This window comes from Peribacillus sp. SIMBA_075 (genome assembly GCF_046534585.1).
Map to the genome: position 1 here is coordinate 169,192 of NZ_JAWRYN010000004.1, position 13,644 is coordinate 182,835.

The window sequence follows — 13,644 nt, forward strand, 5'->3', positions numbered from 1 at the left end:
TAAAGTGGACTAGTGAGAAATCAGACAAAAAGGAGTGCAGTCACCATGGAAGAAATAAAACATTGCCGGGATTCTTTGGTCATAAAAACAAGCCTTGTCCTCCCGCCGGATACAAATAATATTGGTACGATGTTCGGAGGCAAATTAATGGCATACATTGATGATGTAGCGGCTATATCCGCCATGCGGCATGCGAGAAGCAACGTCGTGACGGCATCAACTGATTCTGTCGATTTCCTGCACCCTATTCACGAAGGAAATGCAGTTTGCCTTGAAAGCTTCGTGACGTATACGGGCAGAACATCAATGGAAATCATCGTAAAGGTGATTGCGGAGGATTTAGTTACAGGAGATCGGAATTTATGCGTCATTTCCTTTTTGACCTTTGTTGCCATTAATGAAGTAGGTAAACCAATTCCGGTTCCGCGTTTGGTTCCCGAAACAGAGATGGAAATGAATTTAAATGAATCGGCAAAACAACGGGCCCAAATAAGGAAAAAAAGAAGAGAAGATACACAGTTCATTGCAAGTACCTTCGGTGTGAAACTGCCATGGACCGATCAATCAAATCCAGGATTATATAAATAAGATACAGTACCTTCAGCAGTTCATTGCCAGGGGTTCAAAATTTTTGGGGAACTCTCATGAATTGGTTTTATACAGTGATTTATATAAAATACCTGATAGATGCTTTTTTACCCAAATGGGGCACATACGTGAAAAGACGCTTGGACAGCCAAGCGTCTTTTTCTGTTACCATGTAGGATTGGATACCATCCTTTTAGTCATCACTTGCTAAAATACCAAAGAAACGTAAGATGTTAATGAAAAGGTTAATGAAATCAAGATATAGATTCAGGGCCATGAGTGGTACTTCTTCGGCTGTTACCCCGTAATGCTTCATTCGATTGAAATCATATAAAATATAACCACTGAAAACTAAAATACCAATAAATGAAAAGACCAGCATGGCTGTAGAGCTTAATGGAAAGAAAATGTTGAAAAGGCTAATGACCACTAAAGCCAGCAAGGCTGCAAATAACATGCCTCCCAAGAAAGAAAGATCCCTTTTGGTGGTTGTCGCATAAACCGCCAGTCCTCCAAATACAACTGTCGTCGTAACACCGGCTAAGATTACCACATTTGCCCCTGCAGCTGCTAAGTAGTGTGCAATGATCGGATAGGTGGTTATTCCTGAAATTAACGTAAAACTATACAAGAATGTGTACCCGATAGATTTTTTCCTCCGCATGATGAATGCTCCAATCAACATGGCGATCTCGAGGATCGCTAAGGGAAGAAACAAGGATGGCGGAATAAAAGTGCCGAGAGCCATCCCTAAAACGGAAACTGCTAGAGATAACGCGAACGTCCTCATCACGGAAGGCATATATGTTTGTACAGTTTGTGAATACATTCAATCACCTCATCATTTATTTGCTACCGATTTCTACGGATCTGTTTTAAAAAGGTTTCATTACATTTAATAAATTTAGTTGTTTTTTCGAAAGTATCGAAATATATATGAAATAATTACCTATTTTATGATATCCTTACAATTAAACTAACTTTTCTGAAATATTAAAATATTTTTATTCTAAATCATATTAAGGTATGTAAATCGATATGTTCAATAAATAGATATAAACTTATCGATAGTTATTTAAGAATAATAAATTTTTAAATAATCGTTCTGCACAAATAACCGGGCTTCATAACTTTACTGTATAACAGTCATAAAGAAAATGATTTTTTATTGCAGAAAAATATTCCTGTAGTTATAAAATATGAAAAAAATGTGATTATTTTGGATGAAAACTATTGTATAAATGTAAAAAATTGATTAAAATTTTAAATAATTATCAGAAGATTAGTTATTTTCTCGATAAAATAGTTTAGGGGGATCAAGGATGAAGAAAGCTATTTTGCAAATAGAGAACCTAACTACCTCATTTCGAATCCGTAACAAATATCATGCAGCGGTGGATGATGTTTCATTTACGGTGAATGAAAATGAAATTGTTGCAGTTGTTGGTGAATCAGGTTGTGGAAAGAGTGCATTGGCCTTATCTATCATGCAATTACATAATAAGCAGAGAACGAAATCCGAAGGAACCATAAATTATAAAGGCCAAAATCTACTAAAGTTGAATGATATGCAAATGAATAAAGTCCGTGGTAAGGAAATGGGCATGATATTCCAGGAACCTTTAACGGCTTTGAACCCGCTCATGACCATTGGAAAACAGATCGAGGAGAATCTTGATTACCATACTGAACTTTCCAGGGATGAAAAAAAGAACAGGACAATAGAGCTTTTGACACAAGTCGGAATTCCTTATCCTGAACGGACGTACAAGCAATATCCACATGAGCTCTCGGGTGGAATGCGGCAAAGGGCGATGATTTCGATTGCCATTGCTTGCAACCCTGCACTGGTCATTGCCGATGAACCCACGACGGCACTGGATGTTACGATTCAAGCGCAAATACTTGATTTGCTGAAAGATATCCAAAGCAGGACAAAAATGGGGATCATCTTAATTACACATGATCTGAGCGTCGTTGCAGAGGTCGCTGACAGGATCGTTGTCATGTATGCCGGACAGGTAGTGGAAACGGGATTTGTTAAAGAGATATTCAATAATCCGCTGCATCCATATACGAGGTCGTTATTAAATTCGATTCCTTCGGCTACAAATGAGAAAAACCGTTTGCACGTTATTGAGGGAATCGTCCCATCGATAGCGAAAATGGATAGGATAGGTTGCCGTTTCCAGGATAGAATCCCTTGGATACCAAAACATGCGCATGAAGAGGCGCCCCGACTTCACGATGTGGGCAACAATCATTTTGTACGATGTACCTGCTATAAGGAATTTTATTTTCAAGCTGAAGGAGATGCATCGACACATGACATTACTCAAAGTAGATAATTTAAAAGTGCATTTTCCAATAAGGGGCGGTTTTTTCCGAAGGGTGGTCGATCACGTAAAGGCTGTGGACGGTGTTTCCTTTGAACTGCAGCAAGGGGAGACATATGGTTTGGTAGGAGAATCCGGTAGCGGCAAGTCCACGACAGGCAAGGCAGTGGTTAAGCTGAATGATGTGACATCCGGACAAATCCTGTTTGAAGGCAGGGATTTAGCATCATTAAGTAGAAAAGAGATTAAACCATTTAGAAAAGATATCCAAATGATTTTCCAAGACCCGTATTCATCATTGAATCCCAAGAAGAGGGTGCTGGACATCATTGCCGAACCGCTGAGGAACTTCGAACGGTTATCACCAGCGGAGGAAAAGAAAATCGTCCAGGACTTCTTGGACAAAGTCGGGCTTAGTCCTGAATCGATTCACAAGTATCCTCATGAATTTTCAGGGGGCCAGCGCCAGCGGATTGGAATAGCCAGATCATTGACATTGAAGCCTAAGCTGATCATTGCTGATGAACCGGTATCAGCCCTGGATGTTTCCGTTCAGGCACAAGTTTTGAATTTCCTTCAGGATCTCCAACAGGAGTTCAATTTGACTTATTTATTTGTCGGGCATGATTTAGGCGTAATCCGGCATATGTGTGACCGGATGGGTGTTATGTACCGAGGTAGATTGGTAGAGGAAGGTAAAAGTGAGGAAATCTATGAAAATCCCCAACATATTTATACGAAACGCCTGATTGCCGCCATTCCGGATTTAGAGCCAGAAGTTCGTGAGGATAAAGTGCGGCTTAGAAAAAAACTCACTTCAGAATATGAGTCAACCTACTCGAAATATTTCGATGAGAATGGACGTGCTTACGATTTGAAGCCAATCTCGGCAACACATAGAGTCGCATTACAATAAGGAGGTGGAAAGAATATGTGGAAGTTTATCCTCAGACGTTTATTAGGTATGATCCCGCAGCTCTTTTTATTGAGCATCATCGTTTTCATGATGGCCAAAGCCATGCCGGGAGATGCCTTATCAGGCCAGGAAATCAACCCCAGGGCCAATCCAGCCGAGCTCGATAGGATCAGGGAAGAATTGGGTCTGAATGATCCTTGGTATCAACAATATTTAAGGTGGGCATCCAATGCTGTACAGGGGGATTTCGGTATTTCCTATACACATAAAACGCCCGTTATGGATGTTATCGAAGACAGGCTTTGGAACACGGTGTTCCTGGCGTTGGTCACTCTGATCTTTACATATATGCTTGCGATTCCATTAGGCATACTTAGCGGAAGGTATAACGATACGTGGGTGGATAAAACCGTTACGGGTTATAGTTATGCAGGGTTTGGCACACCGATATTCATCTTTGCGTTAATCATGTTATTCATTTTCGGATTCGCCTTGGATTGGTTCCCATCCGGCGGCAGTGTCGATTCAAAAGTGGATGAAGGCACATTCGCCTATGTTGTAAGTAAGATCAATCATTTGATATTACCAGCTTTAAGTACAGCATTAATTGCAACTACAAGTACGATCCAATATTTACGAAATGAAATCATCGATAATAAAATCAAGGATTTCGTCAGGACTGCGCGTTCAAAGGGAGTGCCTGAATCAAAAGTATATTCACGTCATATCCTTAGAAATTCCTTTTTACCGATAGCAGCATTCTTAGGTTATGAAATTACTGGATTGATCGGCGGCGCGGTCATAATCGAGACCATTTTCAGTTATCCGGGACTTGGGCAGCTTTTCCTTAGCTCAGTCAGTCTGCGGGATTTCAGTGTAGTGACGGCCATCGTCATGATGACGGGATTTGCCACTCTGCTTGGCACCCTTCTTTCGGACATCATACTTAGTGCGGTCGATCCGCGCATACGGATAGAATAGGGGCGGGGTGAGTCGTATGGAAATGAAAGTAGAAACCGGAAAGAACATACAAGTGAAAGATGTAAGCCCTTCAGGAATCAAAATCATCTGGCAGGAAATTAAAAAGGATAAACTTGCCATGGGCTCATTGATTATATTAGCAGCTATTTTGCTGTTTGTTTATGGTGCGGCTTTCTTCATGGATGCCAAGGAAATTGCCAAGGTCGATTTCCTCTCCATTTATCTGGAACCATCTTCAGACTATTGGCTCGGTACCGATTATGGTGGCCGGGATGTATTCGGACAATTGATCATCGGTACGAGAAACTCATTTACCATCAGTTTGTTCATTACCTTATTCACGGCAATCATCGGTTTATCATTAGGGCTTCTTGCTGGTTACTTTGGCGGCGCAACCGATAATGTGATCATGCGTGTTATAGATTTCGTGATTGCCCTACCTCAATTGATGTTCATCATCGTTGTAGTCACGATTGTACCAGTATTCAATGTGTATGTTTTCATATTGATCATGACGATGTTTTTATGGACAGGAAAGGCACGGCTAATTCGTTCAAAAGCTTTGTCAGAGCGTGAGCTGGACTATATCCACGCCTCACAAACACTCGGGACGCCACATTGGAAAATCATCTTGTTTCAGCTTCTGCCTAATGTCAGTTCACTGATTATCGTAAATTTCATTTTGAATCTTGCAGGCAATATTGGCCTAGAATCCAGTTTGACTTTCTTAGGATTCGGTCTTCCGGAGAGCACACCGAGTCTCGGGACGCTTATCAGTTATGCTCAAAATCCAGATGTTCTGGAAAACAAGTGGTGGATATGGGTACCCGCATCACTCATGATTTTAGTGTTGATGCTGAGTATAAATTTCGTTGGTCAAGCGTTAAAACGCGCCGCCGATGCAAGACAAAGAAGAGGATAAAAAGGGGAGTGTAGGATATGAAAATCAAAAGCTACAGTAAGGTATTAAGTGCATTGGCCATTTCGTCTCTACTGCTTGCTGCATGTTCGGATGATACGGAGAAGTCATCAACGAAAGAGAAAAAAGGAAAAGATGTCGAGCAGGTTGATACCTCTAAATTCCCGACAAAGACGACTAACCAAGGAGAGCCTATTGAAGGCGGTCATTTGACATATGGATTGGTATCCAATACCCCGTTTGAAGGGATATTAAACAAAGTTTTCTATCAAGGCGAACCCGATAACCAAGTTATCACATTCTTTGATGAAGATTTGTTGGATACAGACGAAAACTATGTTTTCACGAATGAAGGTGCCGCTTCCTATGAGATTTCAGACGATCATAAAACGGTTACACTTACGATTAAGGATAATGTAAATTGGCAAGATGGGAAACCGGTGACTGGTGCCGATTTAGAATATGCGTATCTCGTCATGGGAAGCAAAGATTACAAAGGTGTACGCTATGATGAACAGATGGCTTTAATTGAGGGGATGGAAGAGTATCATGAAGGGAAAGCCGATAGCATTTCAGGCATTAAAGTGGACGGAAAGAAAATCACTTTCACTTTCAAGAAAGGGAATCCATCCGTCACGACTGGTTTATGGACATATCCGCTTCATAAAGAATACTTAAAAGATGTACCAATTGCAAAGTTGGAATCTTCTGATAAAATCCGTAAAAACCCGATTGGTTTTGGACCATTTAAAGTGAAGAAGATCGTTCAAGGGGAAGCGGTCGAATTCGAAGCGAATAAGGATTACTGGCGCGGTGCTCCTAAATTGGACAGCGTGACATTGAAAGTCGTGAATCCGTCTGTTGTCGTTAAATCCCTTGAAAATGGTGACCTTGATGTAGCTGAGGTCCTGGCTGAGCATTATGAGCAGGCCAAGGAATTGGATAATGTCGAATTATTGGGCAAAGTTGAATTGGCTTATTCCTATATTGGTTTCAATTTCGGTTATTATGATAAGGAAAAAGAAGAAAATGTTATGGATGAGAATCCAAAATTCAAAGACAAGCGCCTTCGTCAGGCAATGGCCTATGCCATTAATAATGAAGAAGTTGGCGAAAAGATGTTCAAGGGCCTTCGCTTCCCTGCCAACTCGGTCATTACACCGAACTTTAAATATAATAATAAAGATGTAAAAGCATATGAATATGATCCTGAAAAAGCGAAAAAACTTTTGGATGAAGCAGGATTTGTAGATACGAATAAGGATGGCATTCGTGAAGATGCGGATGGAAAAGAGTTCAAGATCAACTTTGCTTCCATGAGTGGATCCGATGTTTCTGAGCCTCTAGCAAGGTATTATATCCAACAATGGGGACAAGTGGGATTGGACGTTGAATTGCAGGATGGAAGGCTTCATGAGTTCAATTCATTCTATGACCTTTTGAAAAAGGATAATGACAAAGTTGATATTTACCAAGCTGCATGGGGAGTAGCTTCCGATCCGGATCCATCAGGCTTATGGTCTAGATCTGCAGAATTTAACTATACCCGCTGGGTGAATGATAAAAATGATGAGCTTCTTGCTAAAGGGATTTCAGAGGAAGCTTTCGATGATCAATATCGGATCGACACATATAATGAGTGGCAAGAATTGATCCATGAAGAGGTTCCAGTCATTCCGACATTATTCCGTTATCAATTGGCGGGAGTGAATGAACGCGTTACGGGATATGATTACCTAGCGGAGCGACAATATAAATGGTTCAATGTCGGTGTCACTAAATAAAAAATTGTATGAATCCAATCGGCTGCCTTTATGGGCGGCCGATTTTTTTGCGTTTCAAGGGTGTGGATTAAGGTTATATAGTAAGTAATTGGAAGGGTGGTATTTATGTTAGTGAGATATCCTAATGAACAAAGAGAGAGTTAGAAATATTGTTTATTGAATCGGTTGGCCGTTTACTGAAACCTCAGGAAATCATTGCAGACATTGTTGCCTTTCCTAGACGGAATGAGAATGACCTTCTTGGAATTTATGAAAGAAAATGTCCGACAAGCAAAGAAAGTTGAAGTAAGTTGAACTTTCATTATGGAGGAGGTTTTTTCATGAGAAACGAAGATATGAGCAGATATAAAGTATGGCGCGCTAAATGGAAAAGAAGAGTGAATATGGAGAATTTAGCGATATATGGAATTACCACATTAGTCATGGCCATCTTGCCTATTCTGGCCCACATGAGTTAAATCGATATAAGGACCGCCATTTGGCGGTCCTTTATATGTTAAAAGTTGGCATGAAAAGATATAATAAAAAAAAGGAAAGGAGAGATATTTATGAGCATTATCGAAGAAAAGAAAATCGTATCTTACATAAAAGAGTTAGTATCAATACCCAGTCCCTCCGGCTATACGGAGCAAGTCATTAAATATGCGGCCGAATTCATGGAACGGAGGCAGGTCCCTTACAAGATCACGAATAAAGGAGCATTACTTGCTTCATTAAAAGGAGAAGATGATGGCAAACATCGTTTGCTGACTGCCCATGTCGATACACTAGGGGCCATGGTAAAGGAAATTAAGTCAAATGGCCGCCTTAAATTGACGATGATCGGTGGTTTCCGATGGAATTCAGTGGAAGGGGAGTATTGTAAAATCCATACGGCTGATGGGGCAATTATCACCGGGACCATTTTAATCAATCAGACCTCTGTCCATGTATATAAAAATGCCGGGGATGCCAAGCGTGATGATGAGACAATTGAAGTCCGTATCGATGCAGTCGTGAAAACCAAGGCGGAAACGGAGGCCATTGGCATTTCAGTTGGAGATTTTGTCTCCTTTGAACCGAGAGTGGAAATGACAGATGCAGGCTTTTTGAAATCAAGGCATTTGGATGATAAAGCTAGCGTTGGCATCCTCCTTCATATCATTGACCTCATTTCCGAAGGAAAGGTAAAATTGGCATATACGACCCATTTCCTGATTTCCAACAATGAAGAAATCGGCTATGGCGGTAATTCCAATATCCCAGAGAAAACAGTCGAATATTTAGCCGTCGATATGGGTGCGATCGGTGATGGACAATCGACGGATGAATACAGCGTTTCCATTTGTGCTAAAGACTCCTCAGGCCCTTATCATTATAAATTGCGTCAGCATCTTGTCACACTTGCCCAAGGGAATGCTGTCGACTACCGTGTCGATATTTATCCGTATTATGGATCGGACGCTTCCGCTGCGATCCGGGCAGGGTATGATGTCGTGCATGGTCTAATCGGACCGGGGATTGATGCTTCCCATGCCTTCGAGAGAACACATATCTCCTCATTAAAGCATACAGCCAATCTGATTTTGCATTATATACAATCAGAGTTGGTGTAATCGTGAAAAAAGCCCGCACTCAAGTCATATGAGTGCGGGTTTTAAACTGGCTTTTATAGCGATAGTTTTATTTTATGTGAGTTTCGGTCATATACTCGTGAATTTCACGCATTTACTCGTGAGTTTCGCGCATTTACTCGTGAATTTCGCCATTTACTCGTGAATTTCACGCATTTACTCATGAATTTCGCGCATTTACTCGTGAATTTCGCACATTTACTCGTGAATTTCGCGCATTTATTCGTGAATTTCACGCATTTACTCGTGAATTTCACGCATTTAATCGTGAATTTCACGCATTTAATCGTGAATTTCGCACATTTACTCGTGAATTTCACGCATTTACTCGTGAGTTTCGCACATTTACTCGTGAATTTCGCACATTTACTCGTGAATGCCAAATAATAATTTTTTATAATGTTAACTCTTGTGGAGGTTGACCATTGTTGTTCATCAACCGGATGCTTTCAGGCTTAATTTGAAGGATTAAATAATTTGGATCGTTTGGACTGTCAAACCAATTTTCAAATGACTCATTCCATAATTTATCTTTTAATTCCTTTGAATCGTTAATTTTCGAGGTACCTGAGATTTCTAAGTAAGAATCGCCTAATCCTTCATTTTCATAACCAATCAGGATATGAACATTTGGATTCTTTTCAATTTCATCAATTTTTTCCGTATTTGCATTCGTTGGCGTGTATAAAGTTAATTCTTCATTAAAAAATGTCATATAGCGTGAATGTGGTTTGTTATTTTCTACAGATGATAAAACTCCTATTTTATGATCACCGATGATGTTCAATACTTTTTCTTTTAATTGGTTTTGGCTCATCTTTGCACACTCCTTTTATTTTTTACTCTATTACTTTTCCTCTCTTTTCATTAAGTTAAACAAAATTCTGCTGTTTGCCATTTTTATGAATGAAGACTTAGACAAGTTGCCATACTAGTCATTATGTGTTCTGTATAGAGCAACTTAATGATTCTTAATCCATTTGTAAAGGTGAGTATGAGGAATGAATTGTGGTGAATTACTTATCATTGGCGGGGCAGAGGATAAGTGCCTTGAAGGTGAAGTATTAAATAAATTTGTCGAGCTTGCAAACCGTTCAGATGGCGGAATAGGAATATTGCCTACAGCGAGTGAAATTCCTGAGGAAGTGAGTACCGAGTATATCAAGATTTTCAGGGATTTAGGCGTGGACAGGGTGGAAGTGATCAAGCTGGATTCAAGGCAGGATGCAGACGATCCGGCGATTTGTAAACAGCTGATATCCTTTTCCGCCATCTTCATTACTGGAGGAAACCAAAGCCGGTTATCTGAGCGGATTGGGAAATCCAAATTCCATCATACCCTTTCTAATGCCTGGCATAAAGGAATGGTGATAGCAGGGACAAGTGCTGGCGCCTCCATTTTAGGTAAGCATATGATCGTTGCTGCTGATACGATGCTGAATGATAATAAGTTAAAGGTCGAGATTGGGATAGGTTTCGGCTTCCTTGACGACCTGATAATTGACCAACATTTTTCCCAGCGTGGCCGCTTTGACCGTCTGTTAAGTGCGATAGCAGGGAATAAAGAAATTATGGGTATTGGCATTGATGAAAATACAGCAATTTTAGTTAAAGAAGGATATTTTGAAGTATTTGGCCAACATCAAGTATTAGTTCTTGATGGCAGCAACAGTGATTATATCAATATCACATCTTCCGATAATGGCAGTGAAGAGTTGACTCTCTCGGGATTTAATCTTCATGCACTTACCAGGGGATACCGTTTTGACCTGCTTACCAGGAAATTGTTGATGAAAAAGGGGATCCAACCATGATTATCAATCGAGTCCGTTATTTAAAAGGACCTAATTATTTTGCTTATACACCAACGATTTGCATTGAATTGGATATAGGGGAATTGGAAGAGAAACCATCTGATTCGATTCCTGGATTCAATGAAAAATTATTGAGGACGCTCCCGAACCTGGGAAGCCATACATGTTCAAAAGGGTATCGAGGCGGTTTTGCTGAAAGGCTTAGAAAAGGTACATGGATGGGACATATTTTAGAGCATATGACGATTGAGCTTCAAAACTTAGCTGGAATTGATGCCATTCGGGGAAAAACGGTAATGATGGAAAAGAAGGGTCATTATTATGTAACCTTCGACTATAAGGAGCCTCAGTCAGGTCTTCAAGCTTTTTTAGCAGCAAAAGATATCGTGGAAGCCATCCTGAATGGTGAAAACCTTATAAATGTACAATTTTATGTAAAACAAATAGAGCAGATATATTATAAAAATAAACTGGGGCCTAGTACAGAAGCCATTTTTAAGGCTGCGCAGGCAAAAGATATCCCTGTCGAGCGAATGGGTGATGAAAGTTTACTGCGTATAGGCACCGGTTCAAGGCAAAAGTATGTCCAGGCGACAATTTCTAGCCAGACTTCGAATATTGCCGTGGAGAATTCATGTGATAAATCATTGACCAAATCTATATTAAAAGGGTGTGGCCTTTCTGTACCTGAAGGGGATATTGCCCATTCCATTGAAGAAATCTTTACCACAGCGGACAAGCTGGGTTTTCCACTGGTTATAAAACCGTATAACGGTAGACAGGGAGAGGGTGTCATCACCCATATTAAAAATAAGGATGAACTATTCAATGTAGTCAATTGTTTGGAGTCGCATGTGGAGAAGTACATTGTCGAACGACATATTGAAGGACATGATTACAGGTTATTGATAGTAAATGGAGAACTTATAGCCGCTAGTTTAAGGCTTCCTCCCTATGTTATTGGAAACGGTAAGGAAACGATACGCAAGTTGATAGAAAAGGAAAATCGTAATGAATTGCGTGGAGAAGGTCATGAAAAACCGATGTCAAAAATCCCCCTTACACATACCGTGACGTGTTATTTGGAAAAATCGAACCGGGCACTGGATACAATTCCGAATCAAGGAGAAGTGGTTCAAGTTGTCGGCAATGCAAATCTTTCGACTGGTGGAAAGGCAATAGATGTAACGGACCAGGTCCATCCAACCATTAAGAATATGGCGCGTGCTGCCGCGAAAGCAATCGGTTTGGATATAGCCGGAATAGACTTGATCTGTGAGGATATCTCAAAATCAATCGAACATTCACGGACTGCGATAATCGAGGTGAACGCTGCACCGGGAATTCGAATGCATCACTATCCGAGTGAAGGAAAAAAAAGGGATGTAGGCAAAGCCATTATCGATTATTTATTTCCGACACGGGAAGAGGCGGCGATACCGATCATCGCGGTGACCGGAACAAATGGAAAAACGACAACGACCCGATTGGTTCATTATTTTCTTTCAAATGAAAATACGAAGGTAGGAATGACGAATTCCGATGGAGTATATATCGGCGATAAGGTATTGGATCAAGGTGACTGCAGTGGCCCGGTCAGTGCAAGAATGGTATTGGCACATCCTGAAGTTGATGTAGCTGTATTAGAAACGGCACGGGGGGGGATTCTGCGTGAAGGTCTAGCATTTCGTCAGTGTGATGTTGGCATCATTACAAATGTTAGTGAGGATCACCTCGGCCGTGATGGAATTGAAACATTGGATGATCTCATAAAATTAAAGAGGCTGGTAGCCGAAATCGTTCAAAAAACAGGCTATTGTGTGCTGAATGCAGATGATCCGAATGTAGCTGCCATGGAAGCTTTTACAGATGGGGAAGTGATTTTTACTTCTACAGATGCCACCCAGCCTCAGGTGAAGGCCGCCATTAAGGGAGGATGTAAAGTTTGGTTTGTCAATGAACAAGGTATGATCTGCCATTCATCAGATGGTGTCATTTCTCAGTTTATGGATTGCTCGATGATTCCAATAACGATTTCCGGCAATGCACGTCATAATATCGCCAATTTACTTCAGGCGTTAGCCGCAGCCCAAACCCAAGGTATTTCCATGGAAGAACTAAGAAGGAAGGCTGTCACGTTTATGCCTGATACGAATTTGTCCAAAGGGCGTTTCAATTTAAAAAAGTTGAATGAGCGAACGATCATCATCGACTATGCCCATAATGAAGCAGGATTAAAGGCCATATTCGAAACGGTCAGTGCCTATAACAAAAATCGTCTTATCACTGTTTTGGCAGGACCGGGAGACCGTATTGATGAAGAGCTCATCAGACTATCCAAGGTGGCGGCAATGAATTCTGATCTGTTCATCATTAAAGAAGACGATGATTTGCGGGGAAGGGAGCCTCTCGAAGTAGCGAGGCTGCTAAAGGAAGCTGCGGTAGAAGCAGGGTTACATAAAGATCAGGCATTTATCGTTCTTAATGAATTGGACGCATTCGTAAAAGCTTGGGAAACATCACAACCTGGTGATCTATTATTGTTCTTCTACACCGATTTTGAATATGTAGAGCGGTTTTTCGAAAAAGTTGCAACAAATCCATTGCCAAAAAAATAAAAGAAAGTGCATTACGCAGGGCGAAATGCACTTTCTAATAATCTGAATCAAAATGATATCAAAAGCTAATTTTCA

Annotated in this window: 14 protein-coding genes; 12 read left to right on the top strand and 2 right to left on the bottom strand. The window is 40.7% G+C overall.

The annotated features are described in order from the left end of the window. The first annotated feature begins 45 nt into the window (after positions 1 to 45). Positions 46 to 588, top strand: a complete 543-nt coding sequence (locus SB775_RS05645; RefSeq protein WP_061462186.1) for an acyl-CoA thioesterase — start codon at positions 46 to 48, stop codon at positions 586 to 588. Between the two features lie 193 nt (positions 589 to 781). Here SB775_RS05645 and SB775_RS05650 read toward each other — a convergent pair whose 3' ends face one another. Next, entirely contained in the window at positions 782 to 1,417 is a 636-nt protein-coding gene (locus SB775_RS05650; protein WP_089364152.1) for a Bax inhibitor-1/YccA family protein, read from the bottom strand. A gap of 493 nt (positions 1,418 to 1,910) precedes the next feature. Between SB775_RS05650 and SB775_RS05655 the strand changes: the two genes are divergently transcribed. The 9 genes from SB775_RS05655 to SB775_RS05695 all read left to right on the top strand — a co-directional run bounded on the left by SB775_RS05655 (position 1,911) and on the right by SB775_RS05695 (position 9,524). Continuing rightward, positions 1,911 to 2,936 carry an ABC transporter ATP-binding protein gene (locus tag SB775_RS05655; RefSeq protein ID WP_410860796.1) on the top strand — a complete coding sequence of 342 codons (1,026 nt, stop codon included), beginning with the start codon at positions 1,911 to 1,913 and terminating at the stop codon, positions 2,934 to 2,936. Continuing rightward, complete coding sequence (locus tag SB775_RS05660; protein ID WP_061462189.1) at positions 2,914 to 3,840, top strand: ABC transporter ATP-binding protein; 927 nt, start codon at positions 2,914 to 2,916, stop codon at positions 3,838 to 3,840. The genes SB775_RS05655 and SB775_RS05660 overlap by 23 nt, the downstream gene beginning before the upstream one ends. Before the next feature lie 15 nt (positions 3,841 to 3,855). Beyond that, complete coding sequence (opp4B, locus tag SB775_RS05665; protein WP_061462190.1) at positions 3,856 to 4,821, top strand: oligopeptide ABC transporter permease; 966 nt, start codon at positions 3,856 to 3,858, stop codon at positions 4,819 to 4,821. A 22-nt stretch (positions 4,822 to 4,843) separates the two neighbouring features. After that, positions 4,844 to 5,743: an ABC transporter permease gene (locus SB775_RS05670; RefSeq protein WP_061466008.1), complete on the top strand. Its 900-nt coding sequence runs from the start codon at positions 4,844 to 4,846 to the stop codon at positions 5,741 to 5,743. Positions 5,744 to 5,760: 17 nt separating this feature from the next. After that, a complete protein-coding gene (opp4A, locus tag SB775_RS05675; protein ID WP_410860797.1) occupies positions 5,761 to 7,524 on the top strand; it encodes an oligopeptide ABC transporter substrate-binding protein in 1,764 nt (587 codons plus the stop codon). 149 nt (positions 7,525 to 7,673) lie between these two features. Beyond that, positions 7,674 to 7,808 carry a hypothetical protein gene (locus SB775_RS05680; protein WP_410860799.1) on the top strand — a complete coding sequence of 45 codons (135 nt, stop codon included), beginning with the start codon at positions 7,674 to 7,676 and terminating at the stop codon, positions 7,806 to 7,808. A 36-nt stretch (positions 7,809 to 7,844) separates the two neighbouring features. Further along, positions 7,845 to 7,982: a hypothetical protein gene (locus SB775_RS05685; RefSeq protein WP_155727262.1), complete on the top strand. Its 138-nt coding sequence runs from the start codon at positions 7,845 to 7,847 to the stop codon at positions 7,980 to 7,982. A gap of 90 nt (positions 7,983 to 8,072) precedes the next feature. Further along, the gene (locus SB775_RS05690; protein ID WP_410860800.1) at positions 8,073 to 9,119 is read left to right on the top strand and encodes a M42 family metallopeptidase; all 1,047 of its coding nucleotides are present in this window, start codon (positions 8,073 to 8,075) and stop codon (positions 9,117 to 9,119) included. Positions 9,120 to 9,299: 180 nt separating this feature from the next. Next, the gene (locus SB775_RS05695; protein ID WP_410860801.1) at positions 9,300 to 9,524 is read left to right on the top strand and encodes a hypothetical protein; all 225 of its coding nucleotides are present in this window, start codon (positions 9,300 to 9,302) and stop codon (positions 9,522 to 9,524) included. Positions 9,525 to 9,531: 7 nt separating this feature from the next. On the opposite strand, the gene SB775_RS05700 is transcribed toward SB775_RS05695, so the two are convergent. Beyond that, a complete protein-coding gene (locus SB775_RS05700) occupies positions 9,532 to 9,954 on the bottom strand; it encodes a pyridoxamine 5'-phosphate oxidase family protein (RefSeq protein ID WP_410860802.1) in 423 nt (140 codons plus the stop codon). Between the two features lie 184 nt (positions 9,955 to 10,138). On the opposite strand from SB775_RS05700, the gene SB775_RS05705 reads away from it, so the two are divergent. Next, positions 10,139 to 10,951 (top strand): cyanophycinase, encoded by an 813-nt coding sequence (locus SB775_RS05705; RefSeq protein ID WP_318684452.1) that lies wholly within the window; start codon positions 10,139 to 10,141, stop codon positions 10,949 to 10,951. Continuing rightward, entirely contained in the window at positions 10,948 to 13,569 is a 2,622-nt protein-coding gene (gene cphA / locus SB775_RS05710) for a cyanophycin synthetase (protein ID WP_410860803.1), read from the top strand. Before SB775_RS05705 ends, cphA begins: the two co-directional genes overlap by 4 nt. Positions 13,570 to 13,644: the final 75 nt, after the last annotated feature.